This is a genomic window from Trinickia sp. (assembly GCF_036503415.1).
GTDB lineage: Bacteria > Pseudomonadota > Gammaproteobacteria > Burkholderiales > Burkholderiaceae > Trinickia.
In genome coordinates this window covers 1-16205 of sequence record NZ_DASXWY010000127.1, presented here as the reverse complement: position 1 = coordinate 16205, position 16205 = coordinate 1, and the positions used below count along the sequence as shown (strand labels likewise).

At 64.7% G+C, this 16205-nt stretch carries 17 protein-coding genes; 7 read left to right on the top strand and 10 right to left on the bottom strand.

Annotation, left to right across the window (positions count from 1 at the left end):
* Positions 1 to 2: 2 nt before the first annotated feature.
* Positions 3 to 491, bottom strand: a complete 489-nt coding sequence (locus VGL01_RS16090; protein WP_331571008.1) for an NUDIX hydrolase — start codon at positions 489 to 491, stop codon at positions 3 to 5.
* 209 nt (positions 492 to 700) lie between these two features.
* On the opposite strand from VGL01_RS16090, the gene VGL01_RS16085 reads away from it, so the two are divergent.
* From VGL01_RS16085 to VGL01_RS16075, 3 genes are read left to right on the top strand one after another with little or no spacing between them, the layout of a single operon-like run.
* Positions 701 to 1852 carry a Re/Si-specific NAD(P)(+) transhydrogenase subunit alpha gene (locus VGL01_RS16085; RefSeq protein WP_331571006.1) on the top strand — a complete coding sequence of 384 codons (1152 nt, stop codon included), beginning with the start codon at positions 701 to 703 and terminating at the stop codon, positions 1850 to 1852.
* 10 nt (positions 1853 to 1862) lie between these two features.
* The gene (locus VGL01_RS16080; protein WP_331571004.1) at positions 1863 to 2180 is read left to right on the top strand and encodes an NAD(P) transhydrogenase subunit alpha; all 318 of its coding nucleotides are present in this window, start codon (positions 1863 to 1865) and stop codon (positions 2178 to 2180) included.
* Complete coding sequence (locus VGL01_RS16075; protein WP_331571002.1) at positions 2181 to 3635, top strand: NAD(P)(+) transhydrogenase (Re/Si-specific) subunit beta; 1455 nt, start codon at positions 2181 to 2183, stop codon at positions 3633 to 3635. It begins immediately after the preceding gene.
* 72 nt (positions 3636 to 3707) lie between these two features.
* Here VGL01_RS16075 and VGL01_RS16070 read toward each other — a convergent pair whose 3' ends face one another.
* Together VGL01_RS16070 and VGL01_RS16065 are read right to left on the bottom strand one after the other, a co-directional pair.
* Positions 3708 to 4397, bottom strand: coding sequence for a YafY family protein (locus tag VGL01_RS16070; RefSeq protein ID WP_331571000.1), 690 nt, complete (start codon positions 4395 to 4397; stop codon positions 3708 to 3710).
* Between the two features lie 135 nt (positions 4398 to 4532).
* Positions 4533 to 4934: a VOC family protein gene (locus tag VGL01_RS16065; RefSeq protein ID WP_254366727.1), complete on the bottom strand. Its 402-nt coding sequence runs from the start codon at positions 4932 to 4934 to the stop codon at positions 4533 to 4535.
* 328 nt (positions 4935 to 5262) lie between these two features.
* Here VGL01_RS16065 and VGL01_RS16060 point away from each other — a divergent pair, with 328 nt between their 5' ends.
* Positions 5263 to 7362, top strand: coding sequence for a putative bifunctional diguanylate cyclase/phosphodiesterase (locus VGL01_RS16060; protein WP_331570998.1), 2100 nt, complete (start codon positions 5263 to 5265; stop codon positions 7360 to 7362).
* A 102-nt stretch (positions 7363 to 7464) separates the two neighbouring features.
* Here VGL01_RS16060 and VGL01_RS16055 read toward each other — a convergent pair whose 3' ends face one another.
* The 7 genes from VGL01_RS16055 to VGL01_RS16025 form a co-directional block, all read right to left on the bottom strand.
* Positions 7465 to 7884: an Hsp20/alpha crystallin family protein gene (locus VGL01_RS16055; RefSeq protein ID WP_331570996.1), complete on the bottom strand. Its 420-nt coding sequence runs from the start codon at positions 7882 to 7884 to the stop codon at positions 7465 to 7467.
* A gap of 69 nt (positions 7885 to 7953) precedes the next feature.
* Positions 7954 to 8394 (bottom strand): Hsp20/alpha crystallin family protein, encoded by a 441-nt coding sequence (locus VGL01_RS16050; protein ID WP_331570994.1) that lies wholly within the window; start codon positions 8392 to 8394, stop codon positions 7954 to 7956.
* Between the two features lie 226 nt (positions 8395 to 8620).
* A complete protein-coding gene (locus tag VGL01_RS16045) occupies positions 8621 to 9910 on the bottom strand; it encodes a class I SAM-dependent RNA methyltransferase (protein ID WP_331570992.1) in 1290 nt (429 codons plus the stop codon).
* A 168-nt stretch (positions 9911 to 10078) separates the two neighbouring features.
* Positions 10079 to 10783, bottom strand: coding sequence for a PqiC family protein (locus VGL01_RS16040; RefSeq protein ID WP_331570990.1), 705 nt, complete (start codon positions 10781 to 10783; stop codon positions 10079 to 10081).
* Positions 10780 to 12432, bottom strand: coding sequence for an intermembrane transport protein PqiB (locus VGL01_RS16035; protein ID WP_331570988.1), 1653 nt, complete (start codon positions 12430 to 12432; stop codon positions 10780 to 10782). Before VGL01_RS16035 ends, VGL01_RS16040 begins: the two co-directional genes overlap by 4 nt.
* A complete protein-coding gene (locus tag VGL01_RS16030) occupies positions 12429 to 13112 on the bottom strand; it encodes a paraquat-inducible protein A (protein ID WP_331570986.1) in 684 nt (227 codons plus the stop codon). Before VGL01_RS16030 ends, VGL01_RS16035 begins: the two co-directional genes overlap by 4 nt.
* A 7-nt stretch (positions 13113 to 13119) precedes the next feature.
* Positions 13120 to 13788 (bottom strand): paraquat-inducible protein A, encoded by a 669-nt coding sequence (locus VGL01_RS16025; protein WP_331570985.1) that lies wholly within the window; start codon positions 13786 to 13788, stop codon positions 13120 to 13122.
* A gap of 335 nt (positions 13789 to 14123) precedes the next feature.
* On the opposite strand from VGL01_RS16025, the gene VGL01_RS16020 reads away from it, so the two are divergent.
* The 3 genes from VGL01_RS16020 (at position 14124) to VGL01_RS16010 (ending at position 15934) form a co-directional block, all read left to right on the top strand.
* Positions 14124 to 14690 (top strand): cytochrome b, encoded by a 567-nt coding sequence (locus VGL01_RS16020; protein ID WP_331570983.1) that lies wholly within the window; start codon positions 14124 to 14126, stop codon positions 14688 to 14690.
* Positions 14691 to 14709: 19 nt separating this feature from the next.
* Complete coding sequence (locus VGL01_RS16015) at positions 14710 to 15279, top strand: YceI family protein (protein ID WP_331570981.1); 570 nt, start codon at positions 14710 to 14712, stop codon at positions 15277 to 15279.
* A 76-nt stretch (positions 15280 to 15355) separates the two neighbouring features.
* The gene (locus VGL01_RS16010) at positions 15356 to 15934 is read left to right on the top strand and encodes a YceI family protein (RefSeq protein ID WP_331570979.1); all 579 of its coding nucleotides are present in this window, start codon (positions 15356 to 15358) and stop codon (positions 15932 to 15934) included.
* The last annotated feature ends 271 nt before the right edge of the window (positions 15935 to 16205 follow it).

The following is a 16205-nucleotide window of genomic DNA, read 5'->3' as shown; positions in this document are numbered from 1 at the left end:
GTTCATGGCGCGTCGGCGACCGGCGGTCCGACCGAATGCGTATGCAGAAGGTCGAGCGCAAAGCGCTGGCCGGCGAGGTAATCGTCGAGCGAGCGCAAGACGAGCGGCGTCCGGTGACGCTCGCGACAGGCACGCAGCTCCTCGGGCGTGAGCCAGAGCGCACGCACGATGCCTTCATCGAGCGCGCGCCGCGCTGGCTCGGCGCTGCAGGTGCCGCAGAACGTGAAGCGCAGGTACGTTGCGCCGCTGCCAGGTTTGTCGATATGCGTCATATAGACGCCGACGAGCGCTTGCGGGGCGAACGTGTGCGCCGTTTCCTCGAGCGTTTCCCGGATGGCCGCCTGAAGCAGCGTCTCGCCAGCCTCGAGATGGCCAGCCGGCTGGTTGATGCGCAGGCCGTCCGCCGTGCGCTCCTCGACCATCAGAAAGCGGCCGTCGCGCTCGATGACGGCCGCGACCGTCACATGCGGCGCCCAGCGTTCGTTTTTCATAGCAGCGCATTTTACCGAATGCGCGATGCGGCCGCTCGGCACCTCCCGGCGAGCGATCCGCACCGATTTTCGTCAGCCGGCGCAAGTTCGGTTAAAGTGTCGCTTCGAATCAGCCGTGTCAGCCGTGTATCTCGACAGATGGAGCCGGCGTGCGTGGTCGGCCTGTCTTCGCTTTGCTTGATGAACGAGAAGGTGAGGAGGATTGAACGATGCACATCGGAGTGCCAGCCGAAACGCGCGCGCATGAAGCGCGCGTGGCCGCGACGCCCGAGACGGTCAAGAAGTACGTCGCGGCCGGACATCGTGTCACGATCGAGCGCGGAGCGGGAAGTGCCGCGAGCTTGACCGACGACGCGTTCGCCGCCGCGGGCGCGGAGCTTGCCGACGCGGCCGCCGCGTTCGGCGCCGAACTCGTCCTCAAGGTGCAATCGCCGCAGCCGGCGGAACTCGCGATGATGAAGCGCGGCGCCGTCGTAGTCGGCATGCTCGAACCGTTCAACGCCGAAAATGCCGCGCGCCTGGCCGAAGCCGGCGTCACCGCGTTCGCGCTCGAGGCCGCGCCGCGCACGACGCGCGCACAAAGCCTCGACGTGCTGTCCTCGCAAGCCAATATCGCGGGCTACAAAGCCGTACTCGTTGCGGCCGATCTCTATCCGCGTTTCATGGCGATGCTGATGACGGCCGCGGGCACGGTCAAGGCCGCGCGCGTGCTCGTGCTCGGTGCGGGCGTGGCCGGGCTGCAGGCCATTGCGACGGCGAAGCGCCTCGGTGCGGTCATCGAGGCGTCCGACGTGCGGCCGGCCGTCAAGGAGCAAATCGAATCGCTCGGCGCTAAATTCGTCGAGGTGCCTTACGAAACCCAGGAAGAGCGCGATGCGGCCGAAGGCGTTGGCGGGTATGCGCGGCCGATGCCGGCCAGCTGGCTCGCGCGCCAGGCGCAGCAGGTCCACGAGCGCGCCAAGCTTGCCGACATCGTCATCACGACCGCGCTGATCCCGGGACGGGACGCGCCGACGCTGCTGTCGGAGGAGACGGTCAAGGCCATGCGGCCGGGGTCCGTTGTCGTCGATCTGGCGGCAGGGCGCGGCCCCGAGCTGGCGGACCGCCCCGGTCAGCGCGGCGGCAATTGTCCGCTGACGGAGGCCGACCGCGTCGTGACGAAACATGGTGTGACGATCGTCGGTCACACGAACCTGCCGGCCATGGTCGCCGCCGACGCATCCTCGCTCTACGCGCGCAACCTCTTCGATTTCCTCAAGCTGATCGTGACGAAAGAAGGCGCGCTGAACATCGACCTGACCGACGACATCGTCGCGGCAACGCTGATTGCCCGCGACGGTGCGACCACGCGCACATCCTAAGGAGCCGGCGATGGAAATCATCAATCACACGGTCATCAATCTGATCATCTTCGTGCTGGCCGTCTATGTCGGCTATCACGTGGTCTGGAACGTCACGCCTGCGCTGCATACCCCGCTCATGGCCGTGACCAATGCGATTTCGGCAATCGTGATCGTCGGCGCGATGCTGGCGACCGGGCTCACCGTCGGCGGCGCCGGCAAGTTCTTCGGCACGCTGGCCGTGCTGCTCGCGGCAGTGAACGTGTTCGGCGGCTTTCTCGTGACACGGCGCATGCTCGAGATGTTCAAGAGAAAAGAACCGAAAAAACTGGCGAAGGAGGGTGCGTAAATGAGCATGAACGTCGTTACGCTCCTGTATCTCGTCGCCTCCGTCTGTTTCATTCAGGCGCTCAAGGGCCTCTCGAATCCGAAGAGCGCACGCGCGGGCAATGCATTCGGCATGGCCGGGATGGCGATTGCGATCCTTACCACGGTTGCGCTGATCGTCAGAGAAGCAGCGCTGCTGGGCTCGAACCTCGCGCTCGGGCTCGGGCTGCTGTTCGCCGCGCTCGTCGTCGGCGGCGCGGTGGGGGCGTTCGTGGCGGCTCGCGTCGAAATGACGAAGATGCCCGAACTCGTTGCCGCGATGCATTCGCTGATCGGTCTCGCCGCAGTCGCCATTGCCTACGCGGTGGTGTCGGAGCCGGCCGCGTTCGGGCTCGTGCCGCCCGATGCGCCCTACGCGGGCTATCTGCCGTTCGGCAACCGGATCGAGCTCTTCATCGGCACTTTCGTCGGTGCCATCACGTTCTCGGGATCGGTGATTGCGTTCGGCAAGCTCTCGGGCAAGTACAAGTTTCGACTCTTTCAAGGCGCGCCCGTCGTCTATGCGGGCCAGCATCTGATCAATCTGATGCTCGCGCTCGGCATGCTCGGCTTCGGCATCATCTTCTTTCTCACGCAGTCGTGGTTGCCGTTCATCATCATGACGCTGATCGCCTTCGCGCTCGGCGTGCTCATCATCATTCCGATCGGCGGGGCCGACATGCCCGTCGTCGTCTCGATGCTGAACTCGTACTCGGGATGGGCGGCGGCCGGCATCGGTTTCTCGCTGAACAACGCGATGCTGATCGTGGCGGGTTCGCTCGTCGGCTCGTCCGGTGCGATTCTCTCGTACATCATGTGTCACGCGATGAACCGGTCGTTCTTCAACGTACTGCTGGGCGGCTTCGGCGCCGAACCGGGCGCGGCCGCGGCGGGCGGCCCGGCCGAGCAGCGGCCCGTGAAGTCTGGGTCGGCCGAAGATGCCTCGTTCATGCTCGGCAATGCGGAGAACGTCGTGATCGTGCCGGGCTACGGTCTTGCCGTCGCGCGTGCGCAGCATGCGCTGAAGGAGCTGACCGACAAGCTCATCGAGAAAGGCGTCGATGTGCGTTATGCGATCCACCCTGTCGCGGGCCGCATGCCGGGGCATATGAATGTGCTGCTCGCCGAGGCCGAGGTGCCCTACGATCTCGTCTTCGAAATGGAGGACATCAACAACGAGTTCGGCCAGACCGATGTCGTGCTCGTGCTGGGCGCCAACGACGTCGTGAATCCCGCGGCGAAGAACGACCCGGCGTCGCCCATTGCGGGAATGCCGATCATCGAGGCCTACAAGGCTCGTACCGTCATCGTCAACAAGCGCTCGATGGCCGCCGGATATGCGGGGCTCGACAATGAGCTGTTCTATATGGACAAGACGATGATGGTGTTCGGCGACGCGAAGAAGGTCATCGAGGATATGGTGAAGTCGGTCGACTGAGATGCGGGGTACGGCCGAGTCTGTCGTGTGCATAGCTCGGCCGCCGCACTTCGGCGCGTACGCCCTTCGACATCATGCCGACGAGGGCGCTTCGACGTGCCGCAGGTAGTCCGCGAGCCGCCGGCCTGCCATATCGGGAAACCCCTCGTGCGGCGTGACATCGACCATGCGCGAGATGTCGAAATTGCGGAAGTCTTCGCGCAGTTCGCACCATGCCCCGACCGTCCATTGCCCACCCCAATAGACGAGGCTGAGCGGCCAGATGCGCCGCTCGGTCTCGGCCCCTTTCTTGTCCCGGTACGAAAAGCTCACGACGTGTCGGGTATCGACGGCACGATGGAGCGCATCGACGTTTTGCGAGAACTGGCGATCGATGTGATACGAGGGCGCGAAAACGGCAAGGCGCTCAAGTGTCGCGCGCTTGTCGGCCGGCATGGCCGAAGCCACTTTCGCGAGCGCGCTGCGGGCACCGGCCGCGAGACCCGCGCCGCCCCAGGTTTCGATCATGCGGGCGCCGGCTGCCAGTGCCGCGAGTTCGTCGGGCGTGAAGGTGAGCGGCGGCAGACTTGCCGTGCGCGAAAGCCGGTAGCCGATGCCCGCCTCTCCTTCGATCGGCACCCCCGATAGCTGCAGATCTCGAACGTCGCGATAAACGGTGCGCGGCGAGACGCCGAGCCATTCCGCGAGTTGCTGCGCCGTCGTCAGGCGCCGCCCGCGCAGCAACTCGGCGATCTGGAACAGGCGGTCGGCTCGGCGACTCATGGCGGACGGACTCGGCTAACGGTAGCGAAATGGCCCAGGGCGAGGCCGGGCCGGTGGCCCGGGCTCGGTATGGCGCGATGATAGCGCGGGCCGTCACCCATCAGTCGCGGAGTGAACGGCCACGCCTGACACGCATCAGCGTAGTTCGAGCGAATGAAGACCGACCCGGTTGCCCTCGCAGTCGATGAAAAATCCGATGTAGCCATACCCGTTCGGCAGCTCGACCAGCGAGCCGTCCTGCTTGCCACCGGCTTTTTCGATGCGTTTGAGCGTGGCTTGCAACGACGGTTCGGCATTCAGATAGACGAGGGCGCCGTCACCGGGTTGAGCGGGCCGCAACTGCTGGGGGTTGTTGACGATGCAACCGCCGGTTGCACCGTCTTCGTGAGGGAATACTGCCATCGGCACCCCGCCGACGACTTCACGGTTCAATTCGATGCCGAGCGCGGCTTCGTAAAAACGGGCGGCGCGTTCGAGATCGACGGCCGGAAGTTCGAACCAGGCGATAACGCGAGTGGCAGCAGCGACAGCGGTCATGACAGTCTCCATCGGGGGGCGGCGGTGTGCCGGACAGTGCGCCGGACGGCGCGTGAGAGACAGTCTGAGGCGGCGCTGCTGACAGCGTTCTGTCAGTAGAGGTGGCGGCGGGGCCGTCCGGGTGGGGAGGTCCGGCAATGGCGGTCTCCGTTGCATCGCTGCGGCACCCATCGGGGTGCGGTTCTTACGGATAAAGTAATCCGCCAATTTGTCGATACAACAATCTGGATACAGTGCGCCGCGCGCCGATGTGGTGCCACCCTTTGAGGCTGAACCGCACCAAGACACAGTCGCACGAGACTGACTGATACTAACGAAGAGAGAGCCGATGACCGGGGTCTACAACCCGCTGCTGGTCTGCCTGTCGCTGGTGGTTGCATTCCTTGCGTCCTACACGGCAGTGGAATTGTCCGGCGGCCTGAATACGCTCGCGGGCGCCAAACGGCGGCCGCTATGGCTCGCGGGTGGCGCGGTGTCGATGGGCGTGGGTATCTGGTCGATGCACTTCATCGGCATGCTCGCGTTCTCGCTGCCCGTCGAGGTTGGCTACGATCTGGCCGCCACGACAGCGTCGCTGTTCCTCGCGATCGGCGTGTCGCTGATTGCGCTTGCCACGGCGAGCCGCGGCGTGCTGTCGAGCGCGCGCCTGTGCATTGCAGGGACCGTCATGGGCATCGGCGTGGCCGCGATGCACTTCACCGGCATGCACGCGATGCAGATGTCGCCGGGAATCGCCTACACGATCTGGAGAGTCGCGCTGTCGGTGGGCGTGGCGATCGCCGCTTCGATGGCGGCGCTTTGGCTCGCCTTCACACTGCGCGCATCGGACGTGCAGAACGTCGTGGTCAAGCGGCTCGGCGCAGCCTTCATCATGGCGCTCGCGATCACCGGAATGCATTATGTCGGCATGAGCGCGGCCGATTTCGCCGCCGGCAGTATTTGCCTCTCCGTCGGCAAGCTCGATGCGCGCTGGCTTGCGCTCATCGTCACCGCGACATCGTTCACCGTGCTGGTCGGCACACTCGCATTGCTTGGCTTCCATACGAGCAGCCTCTCGATCTCGCTGCGGCGCGCGAACCGGCAACTGCATTACCTCGGTACGCACGACGCGCTGACGAATCTCCCGAACCGCCAGCAACTTTCGTTGCGCATCGCGCAGGCGATCGCCGAATGCTCGCGCAGAGAATCGCCATTCGCCGTGCTCTTCATCGATCTCGACGGCTTCAAGTCGATCAACGATTCGCTCGGCCACAGCGTCGGCGACGACCTGCTTAAAGCGTGCGCCGAGCGTCTACGCCAGGACGTCCCCCCGACCGCCATGGTCGCCCGGCTCGGCGGAGATGAATTCGTGATCGTGGTCGAGCACGTGGTCGAGCCGTCGTCCGCCGAGGCGCTTGCCAATGGCGTCTTGCGGCGGCTAAGCCAGGAGATCGACGTCAACGGATTGCCGCTGCGCGTGAGCGCAAGCGTCGGCGTTGCGTTCTATCCTCGTGACGGCAGCAATGCCGGCGAACTGCTGCACAGTGCGGACGCCGCGATGTACGTCGCGAAGCAAAGCGGGCGCAACACGTTCCGGGTGTTCGAGCCGCAGATGAACCATACCACCCTCAAATCGCTGATTCTGCAACGCGATCTGCATCGTGCGTTGACGGGCGGCGAACTCAGCGTGTCGTTTCAGCCGAAGTTCAGCGTTGCGTCGCAATCGGTGACGGGCGTGGAGGCACTGATTCGCTGGCGCCATCCCGAACTCGGCGAGATTCCTCCGCTCGAGTTCATTCCCATCGCGGAACGCTCGGGCCTCATCGTCGGGATCGGCGACTGGGTAGTGCGGGAGGTCTGCAGCAATATCGCGCTATGGGATGCGCAAGGGCTGCCCCCGGTATGTGTGGCGGTGAACCTTTCGCCGATCCAGTTCAACGTGCAAGACCTGGTGGCCCGGATCGACACGCTGATCGGCGCAGCCGGCGTCGATCCCCGTCGCCTGATGTTCGAGATCACGGAAACAACGGCGATGCAGAACATCGAGAAGACGAGCCGCACGATCGAAGCGCTGCAGTCGCGCGGCTATACCGTCGCGATAGACGATTTTGGCACCGGATACTCGAGCCTCGCCTATCTACAGCGCTTCAGGTTCGACCAGATAAAGGTCGACGGCTCGTTCATGCGCGATCTCGTCGCCGGCGGCCGGCGCGGCAGCGCATTGCTGTCGGCCGTCATGACACTCGCGCGCGCGTTGCAGATCGAAGTCGTGGCGGAAGGCGTCGAGACGGAGTCGCAGTTCCTGACGTTGCGCGAGCTTGCCTGCGATCAGATGCAGGGGTTCCTGTTGAGCCGGCCTTTAACCGCCGTCGAGCTTCCCGCGTTCCTGCGTTCCGTTGCGGACCGAATCGTCACCGCCGGGGGCGCGTGCGTCACGCAGGCAGAATGAGGGCGGCTGCGGAACCCTCATCGGCGAGCGACCGCACGCGCAACCGCGCGATACCACCGTCGCGCGGTTCGCAAAGCACGGAAATGCAGCGCCAACCGCCGATCAGCCGACGCTGATCTCGATGCGCCGCGGCTTCGCTTCGTCGCGGCGCGGAATCGTCAGCTTCAGTACGCCGTCGCGCAGTTGTGCGTCGATACGCGATACGTCGAAGTCCGGGCTCAGCGTGAACGCGCGCGCGAAGTGCGGGTGGCGTATCTCCGCGTGCTGTAGACGCAAGCCGGCCGGGGTCGGCACGACCGCTTCCGCCTCGATCGTCAGACTGCCGTCCTGTACGCGCACATCGAGTTTTTCGCGCGGTACGCCCGGTAAATCTGCATAGAGCGTAATGCCATGACGGTCTTCGAAGATATCCACGTCCGGCGCGAGGCGCACTTGACGCGTTGCGGTCTGTCCGTTCCCCGGTTTCGTCACGGTCGTGCTGCTCCCTCCGGCCTGGGTGGCCAGCTTGGTTGTGTCATTCATGATGTCCTCCGTAATGCCTTGGGCGGGTCGCCCCACCGGTCCAATGTGCTGTTTCGTGCGTCGCCGCGTTTATTGCACGGTGACCGAACGCGGCTTCGACGCTTCGGACTTGCCGACGCTGATCGACAGGCACCCGTCCACGTAGCGCGCGCTGACCTTGTCCGGGTCGGCGTGCTGCGGGAGTTCCACGACGCGCCGGAATGCGCCGACGAAGCGCTCCTCGGCGTAGACGCGTGTCTCGTCGGACGATTCCGGCTCGGTGCGTTTGCGCTCGCCGCTGATCGTGAGCAGACCCTTGTCGATCGAAACGTCGATCGTGGCCGGATCGAGCCCCGGCGCGAATGCGACGATCTCGACCGATTCGTCGGTCGTGCCGATGTTGATGGGAGGGAAGGCGTCGAAGCGCGTGGCGCGCAGACTCGCGGGGAACCCCGCGAAGAGGTTCGTCATCTGCCTTTGCAGGCGATCGAGCTCGCCCAGCAGATTGGCGTCGAAGAAAAGATCGCTCATGATTGGCTCCTTTCCGGGGGGCCCGCACGGAACTGGACCGGACTACGCGCTCCAGTCCATCCGTCCGCGAGGAAGCCCGCTGACAAACAAATCGAAACACGCAGCGCGTGAACCGCGACTGCCTGAGCGAAACCTAAGATAGTGCAGAAAGTGGAGATTTCAAGAGGGGCGCAGGCGCGACGAATGGCGTTCCCTGACCCCTATCGCATCGAGGGGCGGGGAAGCACTAATCGCGCGCTGGCCGCGACTTCACGCTGCCCGTGACGAGATCGAAGCGAAAGAGCCGGCACTCGAGCGGACCGTTGAAAAGCGGCGTCTTCGTCGATTCGCGTAGGCGCATGAGCCCGGGAAGCTTGCGATCCGCCGTCAACACGAAAGCGCTCCAGCCCGCGAAGCGCTGCTTGAGTGCATCGCCGAACGCCTGAAAGAACTCCGCATCGGGCGTCTCTTCGTGAGCGCGGCGAAAACCTTCCGCGTTTTCACGCGGCTCCCGCAGTTCCCCGCGCGGGCCACGGCCGCGTACCGTCAGCCGCTCCCCATAGGGCGGATTCGCGACGACGATACCAGGGGCCGCGATCGGCGGCGTGATCGCCCGCGCGTCGAGCTGCTTCAGCGAGATCGACGGCAACCCAGCCCGTTCGAGGTTTGCGCGAGCCTTCTCCAGCATGTCGCCCGAGATATCGCTGCCGAAGATGCGCAGGTCGGCCGAATTCGATGCCCGTGCCGCGCGTTTGGCGTCCATCGCCTCGACTTTCATCGCCTGCCAGGCGGCAACGTCGTATTGCTTCAGCTTCTCGAAACCGAAGCGGCGCTCGACGCCGGGTGCGATGCCGAGCGACATCTGCGCCGCTTCGGCAAGGAACGTGCCGCTGCCGCACATCGGATCGTAAAGCGGCGTGCCCGGCGTCCAGCCCGCCACGCGCAGGATGCCCGCGGCGAGGTTCTCGCGCAGCGGCGCGGCGCCCTTGTCGAGCCGCCAACCGCGCTTGAACAGCGGTTCGCCCGAAGTATCGAGATAAAGGGTGCAAAGATCGGCGGTCAGAAACGCGGACACGCGGACGTCGGGCTGTGCCGTGTCGATGCTCGGACGCGCGCCGCTCACGCTGCGCAGACGGTCGCACACCGCATCCTTCACGCGCAGCGTGGTGAACTCGAGGCTGCGCAGCGGCGATTTGATCGCGGTGACATCCACGCGCAGCGTTTCGTTCGCGGAAAACCAGGTCTCCCAGCGCTGCTCCGCAGCAAGCGCATAGACGTCCTGTTCATTACGATAGGAGCCCTCGGCGATCTTGAGCAGCACGCGGCTGGCAATGCGCGAATGCAGATTGGCCGCCATGCCGACCGCCCAGCCGCCGCGAAACTGTACGCCGCCAGGCACTTGGGCACCGGCTTCGAACGGGGCGGCAGCGCCAGCCGTTTGCAGACGGGCGCCGATTTCCGCGAGCTCGGCGGCGAGCGCGGCTTCGAGGCCGCGCGGACAAGGGGCGAAAAAATCGAACGGCGTGGGGGTGGACATAAGGCACAGGCGTAATTCAAAGACGCCATTGTACGCGCCTCATCCATGCGTCCCGGCGCCTCAATGCGCGGCTCGACCGCAAGCGTGCGCAGTGGCGGCGAAACCGTTTTCAATCCGGCGCTGCCGCGACGGACGTGCCGGCGTCCTGCCTTGCTGCGCTGTGCCAGGTCAGTTCGAACTGCTCACAGCGCTCTGGCTTCCCGACGCGCAGCCGCTTGCCGCCGCGCCCGCTGCAGCGGCCGGCCGCGCCGCCAACGCGCGCACGGCGGCCGCGATGTCGTCGGCCATCTGTGCCACGGCGCGGCGGTGACCATCGACGAGCGCGGGATAGCCGGTTTCGACGGGCTCGCTCGCCACGGTTCGACAGGTCAGCACGGCCTGTGTGCGTACGGCGCGCACGCTCCAGACCGCATCGAGCACCGCGCGCGAACCGGGCCATGATTCGAAGCGGCGCACGTTGACCGTGATGCGATAAACCGGCACGCCTGCCGGATAGGGCGCGCCATACACATCGAACGAGCCGAGGCGCACGGCCAGATCGCCCGACAGCGCCCTGCGGATTTCATCGGCGGGCGCCGAGGCCCAGCGTTCCTGCTCGAGCACGTCGACGCGTGCATCGCCGGCCTGCACGACGAGCTGGTTGCGCGAAACCTGGGCCGGCGTGTCGACGGGGGGCACCTCGAACAACAACGCGGGAGCCGTCGTCTGACGTTGCGCGGCCGCTGCCGGCACCACTCCGTCGCTGCCGGCATTCGCGCCGCTCAACGTATAGAACCGGCTCGTGGGCGAGGCGCAGCCAACGAGCGCCGCGGCGCTGGCCCAGACCGCGGCACGAACGAGTCCGGCCCGGTAGGAAGTGCGAATGGAGGTCATGGATGGCCATCCTTGGCTTTGCCGCGCAATAGCGATTCGGGATGCCGCTCGAGATAATCGGCGAGCGCGTTCAGCGATTGCAGCGTCTGCGTGAGTTGGTTCAGCGCCTGATGCATATCCGATTGCAGCGGCGAATCCTGCTGCAGCGTGGCCTGCGCCGCGCCGAACGTTTGCCGCGCCGCGGCCAGCGTGTCGCGCGCCTGCGGGGCGAGTTCGGTATCGAGCTGCTTGAAGAGGTTGTTGGCGTTCTTCAGCGTGCCGTTCAGATTCTGGCTGATCTCGTCGAACGGGATCTTGTCGATCTTTTTCGCGATGTCGGCCACCTGCAACTGCAGCTCTTCGAGCGTGTTCGGCACCGTCGGCAATACGAGCGGCGCATGCCGCATGTCCAACGACGCCCGCGGTGCGTTCGGGAAAATATCGAGCGCAACGTAGAGCTGGTTCGTGAGCAGATTGCCGGTACGCAACTGGCCGCGCAGCCCATGCGCGACGAGCGTGCCCAGCAGTTCCATTCCCGCGGTCGGTCCGCCGCGTGCAATGGCGTCGCGGAACTGCTGACCGAGCCGGTCGGGGTAGAGGTTCATCGTGACGGGCATCGTGAAATTGCGTGCCTTCGAATCGTACTCGACGCCGATTCGCGTCACCTCCCCGAGCTCGATTCCGCGGAAATCGACGGTCGCGCCCGGGGACAGTCCGCGCACCGATTGGTTGAAGTTCATGACCACCGACAGCGGCGGACCGTCCGGCTCGCGCATTGCGCTGCTTTCGTCGCTGGCGAGCCGGAAGACCGCATCGTCGGGTGCGGCCTGGCCCACGGCTTGCCCGGGCGGCGACTGAAACGCGACGCCGCCGACGATGACGGTGGCGAGCGACTGCGTATTGAGCTTCAGGCCGCTCGAATCGAGCCGTAGATCGACGCCGCTCGCATGCCACCAGCGCGAATTGGTGCCGACATATTGATCGTAGGGCGAATTGACGAATACCTCGACCGTCACGCCGGTGCCGTCCTTGTCGAGCGAGAAGCCGACCACTTGTCCCACTTGCACGCGCCGGTAATAGACGGGCGAGCCGATATCGAGCGAGCCGAGCGAGCCGCCTTGCAGCGTATAGCGGCGCCCCCGCAGGTCGCCCGTCACGGCCGGCGGCTTTTCGAGCCCGACGAAATCGGATTGCGCGTTGCGCGAGCGGCCGGCGTCCACCCCGATGTACGAGCCGGACAGCAGCGTGCCGAGCCCCGTTACCCCGCTCGCACCGATGCGCGGGCGCACGATCCAGAATTTCGTGTCTTCGACGGCGAAGTCCTCGGCCTCCTTGGTCAGCTCGACTTCCACGAGCACGCGGTGATGGTCCTTCGACAAGCGTATCGTTTTGACCGCGCCGATATCGACATCCTTGTACTTCACCTTCGTCTTGCCCGGCTCGAGGCCCTCGGCGCTCGAGAAACTGATCGTAATGGTCGGCCCGCGATCGATCACCGATTTGACGACGAGGCCGATACCGATCAGCGCGGCAACGAGCGGGACGAGCCAGACGAGCGAGGGCAGCCAGCTGCGTTTCGCTGCCAGGGGCTCGGGCAAATCGGGCGGCAGCTCCGGGCCGCCGGGCGAACCGCCGTTGGCGTTGGGGGGCTGTCCTTGCGAACTGGTCATGATGAGGGTCCTGAGTCGGGCGGGCGGCGTGGCGCACTGTCGGCGGTATCGGCTCCGCTTTCGTCGTGCACAGCGTCCCAGATGAGGCGCGGATCGAACTGCATCGAAGCGAGCATCGTCAGCACGACCACGGAGGCGAACGCAAGCGCGCCCCAACCGGCCGTGATGACGGCGAAAGACTTGAACCGTACGAGCGCGACGGTCAGCGTGATGACGAAGACATCGAGCATCGACCAGCGGCCGATGCGCTCGACGAGCCGATAAAGCCGCGTGCGTTCGAGCGGGCGCCACGGCGTGCGCCGCTGGACGGTGATCGCGAGCAGCGCGAGCACGGTGAGCTTGAGCATCGGTACGAGAATGCTTGCAACGAAGACGATGATGGCAAGCGGCCAGTCTCCGGAGACCCAGAAATAGACGACGCCGCTCATGATCGTGTCGTCCTGGTCGCCGAACAACGAACTCGTATGGAGCACGGGCAACAGGTTAGCGGGAATGTAGAGCAACGCCGCCGCGATCAAAAGCGCCCAGGTGCGCGAAATACTGTTCGCCTGACGCTGATGAAGCGCGGCGCCGCAGCGCGAGCAATGCTGTCGCGCGCGGCGCGGCGCAGCGCGGACTTCGACGTTGCCGCATGCGTGGCAGGCGATGAATCCAGCGCGGGCCGCGGTGAGATAGCTCATCGGGCGTCTATCGGCGGTGCGCCGACGCACGCGGGATGCCGCCCTGCGTGCGTGTACGGGGCGCCGAGGACGGGCGCAGGACGTCCGCGATATCCCAGAGCGCGCGCGGATCGAACATGACGACGACGGCCAGCATCAGCGTCAGCCCGCCGAACGCGAAGAGCGCGGCCTCGGGCACCACGCGGGCGAGGCTCGTCATCTTGACGATCGTGACGAGGATGCCGAGCATCAGGACCTCGACCATCCCCCACGGCCGAACGAACTGGATGGTCCGCAAAACCAGATCGAAGGCGGGCGGCACGACGCCCGAGCGAACCGGCATCAGCACATAGAGCAGCGCGACGAGTTCCACGAGCGGAAATAGAAACGTCGAACAAAAGACGGCCACGGCGACGAGTTCCATCCCATCGTTCCATAGCACGCCGATCGCACCGATCAGCGTGGTCTGGGAAGTCGTGCCATTCAGATCGAGTTCGACGATCGGAAAGCCTTGCGCGATCAGGAAGGTGATCAGGGCGGCGACCGCGAGCGCGGCGATCAGGTCGAGGCGGGTTGCGCTCGAGCGAAAAAGCAACGCCGCGCAGCGCGGGCAACGCGTGTTCATCTGCTGCGCATGATGCGGTTTTCGCAACAGTGCGTCGCATTCGTGGCATGCAATCAGATCCAAGCGATTCATGGGCGGCGGGCTTTCGTCCTGGTTTCAACGCGGGCCGCGGTGCGTCCGCGCGATGTGCGGATGTGCCGCAAGTCCGCGCCCATCTTACCAAATGGACATTCGAGGGGGCGCCGCGCGTCCCGCGGACGGGCTCGCCGATCGAACGATTGGGTCGATCGGCGCGGCGCGTGGGCACTTTGCAGCGGGCAGCGGCCGCCGGCGAGAAGCCCGTTTGCGATCCCGCACGTATTTTCAGGTTGCGGTACGATGGCGCCCGTTGGAATAGCAAGCGGGACATATTCGTTTCATCAGTATCCGGGTAGCGGGCCCGCTTTCATGTCACTCGATGCCTTGCCATGCAGACCAAACGTCAGCCTTCCTTTGCGCGATCAGACGGATATACGCGTATTGCAATCGCCTTTCACTGGGTGATCGCGCTTTTGATCGTGAGCGGATTCACGATCGGCTGGATCATGACCCGCATTCCCGGTTTCACCCCCGAGAAGCTGCGCTATTTTTCGTGGCACAAGTGGATTGGGGTGACCGTGTTCGCGTTGGCGCTCGTGCGCGTCCTGTGGCGTCTGACGCACGAGGCGCCGCCGCTGCCGTCCGGCATGAGCGCCTGGCAGCGCGCGGCTGCGAACGCCGTGCACGGGCTGCTGTACCTGCTGATGATTGCGGTCCCCGTTACGGGGTACCTCTATAGCTCGGCCGCGAACGTGCCCGTCGTCTATCTCGGGCTCATTCCGTTGCCCCGCATCATCGATCCGAACCCGGAGTGGAAAGCGATCCTCAAGACCGCGCATATTACGCTCGATTACGGACTCGGCATTCTCGTGCTGGCGCACGTGGCGGCCGCGCTCAAGCATCAGTGGATCGACCGGGACAAGCTGCTCTCCCGGATGATTCCGTTTCTCAAGTGATCTCTGAACGGAAATGACAATGAAAGCATCGTTTTACCGCTACATGCTGGCGGCGTTCGCCGCGGCGTCGATGGCCGCCGCCGGTCTGGCCCAGGCACAGGTCGATACCGCGAAGAGCTCGATCGTCGCGACCTCCAAGCAGATGAACGTGCCCGTGGACGGCAAGTTCACGAAGTTCACGGCGCAAATCAGCTTCGATCCGGCCAAGCCCACGACGGGCAACGCCCAATTCACCATCGATGTGGCGAGCTACGATCTCGGCGACAAAGAGTACAACCAGCAGGTAGCCGGCAAGGACTGGTTCGATGCGAAGACTTACCCGAGCGCGACCTTCGTCTCGAGTGCCATCGCGCCGGCAGGCGGCAACAAGTACAACGTGACGGGCAAACTGACGATCAAGGGCAAGAGCCAGAACGTTGTCGTGCCCGTGACCGTGACACAGCAAGGCGCGACGCAGGTCTTCGATGGCGCGTTGCCGATCAAGCGTTCCGCGTTCGACGTGGGGACGGGCGAGTGGAAGGATACGTCGGTCGTGGCCGACGACGTGACCATCAAGTTCCATATCGTTGCCGCTGCCAAGAAGGGCTGAACTCCCCGAGCTGGGTTTCGCCGTACGCAATCAACCCTTTTCGCCGCCCGGATGGCGGCACGCATCAGGAGAATCAATGAAAAGCAATCTGCTCATCGCCGCGGCACTTGCCGCCTCGATTTCGGGCACCGCATTCGCTGCCGATACGTACCAGTTGGACCCGAATCACACCTATCCGAGTTTCGCGGCCGATCATTTCGGCGGTCTCTCGGTCTGGCGTGGCAAGTTCACGAAGAGCTCCGGCACGGTGACGCTCGATCGCCAGGCGAAGACGGGCACGGTCGACGTCACGATCGATGCGGCTTCGATCGATACCGGCAACAAGAAGCTCGACGAGCACCTCGTCGGCAATGAGTTCTTCGATGTCGCGAAATATCCGACCGCGACGTACAAGGGCACCGAGATCAAGTTCGACGGCGACAAGCCCGTCGAAGTCATCGGCACGCTGACGCTGCACGGCGTCACGAAGCCCGTGAATCTGAAGATCGATTCGTTCAAGTGCATGCCGCATCCGATGCTCAAGCGCGAGGTATGCGGTGTCGAGGCCAGCACGATGTTCGATCGCGATGAATTCGGCATCGATATGGGCAAGAAGTACGGGTTCAAGATGGAAACGGCGCTGCGCATCCAAGCCGAGGGTATCAAGCAGCAATAACCGCTCAGCACGGGCTTCAGACCCGGCGCTCAGGGAACGAGCCGCTTCGCGCATCCAGCCGGGGCGGCTTTTTTTCGCTTCGACACCTGCCGCTCCTCCGTTGCGCGCCGCAAATTTGCGATAGATACTTGCCGCGGCACTGCTCCCCTAAAACAACCCAGGAGGCAAGCATGGGCGAGACTTTGACGGCACGACCGGCCACGGCGCGCAATGGCGTGTGGCGGGCAGTCGTTGCAACATCCATCGGCAACGCACTCGAGTGGTTCGATCT

Coding starts and splice junctions, on each gene's coding strand:
- VGL01_RS16090 (WP_331571008.1), bottom strand. CDS start 491: ATGAAAAACGAACGCTGGGCGCCGCATGTGACGGTCGCGGCCGTCATC.
- VGL01_RS16085 (WP_331571006.1), top strand. CDS start 701: ATGCACATCGGAGTGCCAGCCGAAACGCGCGCGCATGAAGCGCGCGTG.
- VGL01_RS16080 (WP_331571004.1), top strand. CDS start 1,863: ATGGAAATCATCAATCACACGGTCATCAATCTGATCATCTTCGTGCTG.
- VGL01_RS16075 (WP_331571002.1), top strand. CDS start 2,181: ATGAGCATGAACGTCGTTACGCTCCTGTATCTCGTCGCCTCCGTCTGT.
- VGL01_RS16070 (WP_331571000.1), bottom strand. CDS start 4,397: ATGAGTCGCCGAGCCGACCGCCTGTTCCAGATCGCCGAGTTGCTGCGC.
- VGL01_RS16065 (WP_254366727.1), bottom strand. CDS start 4,934: ATGACCGCTGTCGCTGCTGCCACTCGCGTTATCGCCTGGTTCGAACTT.
- VGL01_RS16060 (WP_331570998.1), top strand. CDS start 5,263: ATGACCGGGGTCTACAACCCGCTGCTGGTCTGCCTGTCGCTGGTGGTT.
- VGL01_RS16055 (WP_331570996.1), bottom strand. CDS start 7,884: ATGAATGACACAACCAAGCTGGCCACCCAGGCCGGAGGGAGCAGCACG.
- VGL01_RS16050 (WP_331570994.1), bottom strand. CDS start 8,394: ATGAGCGATCTTTTCTTCGACGCCAATCTGCTGGGCGAGCTCGATCGC.
- VGL01_RS16045 (WP_331570992.1), bottom strand. CDS start 9,910: ATGTCCACCCCCACGCCGTTCGATTTTTTCGCCCCTTGTCCGCGCGGC.
- VGL01_RS16040 (WP_331570990.1), bottom strand. CDS start 10,783: ATGACCTCCATTCGCACTTCCTACCGGGCCGGACTCGTTCGTGCCGCG.
- VGL01_RS16035 (WP_331570988.1), bottom strand. CDS start 12,432: ATGACCAGTTCGCAAGGACAGCCCCCCAACGCCAACGGCGGTTCGCCC.
- VGL01_RS16030 (WP_331570986.1), bottom strand. CDS start 13,112: ATGAGCTATCTCACCGCGGCCCGCGCTGGATTCATCGCCTGCCACGCA.
- VGL01_RS16025 (WP_331570985.1), bottom strand. CDS start 13,788: ATGAATCGCTTGGATCTGATTGCATGCCACGAATGCGACGCACTGTTG.
- VGL01_RS16020 (WP_331570983.1), top strand. CDS start 14,124: ATGCAGACCAAACGTCAGCCTTCCTTTGCGCGATCAGACGGATATACG.
- VGL01_RS16015 (WP_331570981.1), top strand. CDS start 14,710: ATGAAAGCATCGTTTTACCGCTACATGCTGGCGGCGTTCGCCGCGGCG.
- VGL01_RS16010 (WP_331570979.1), top strand. CDS start 15,356: ATGAAAAGCAATCTGCTCATCGCCGCGGCACTTGCCGCCTCGATTTCG.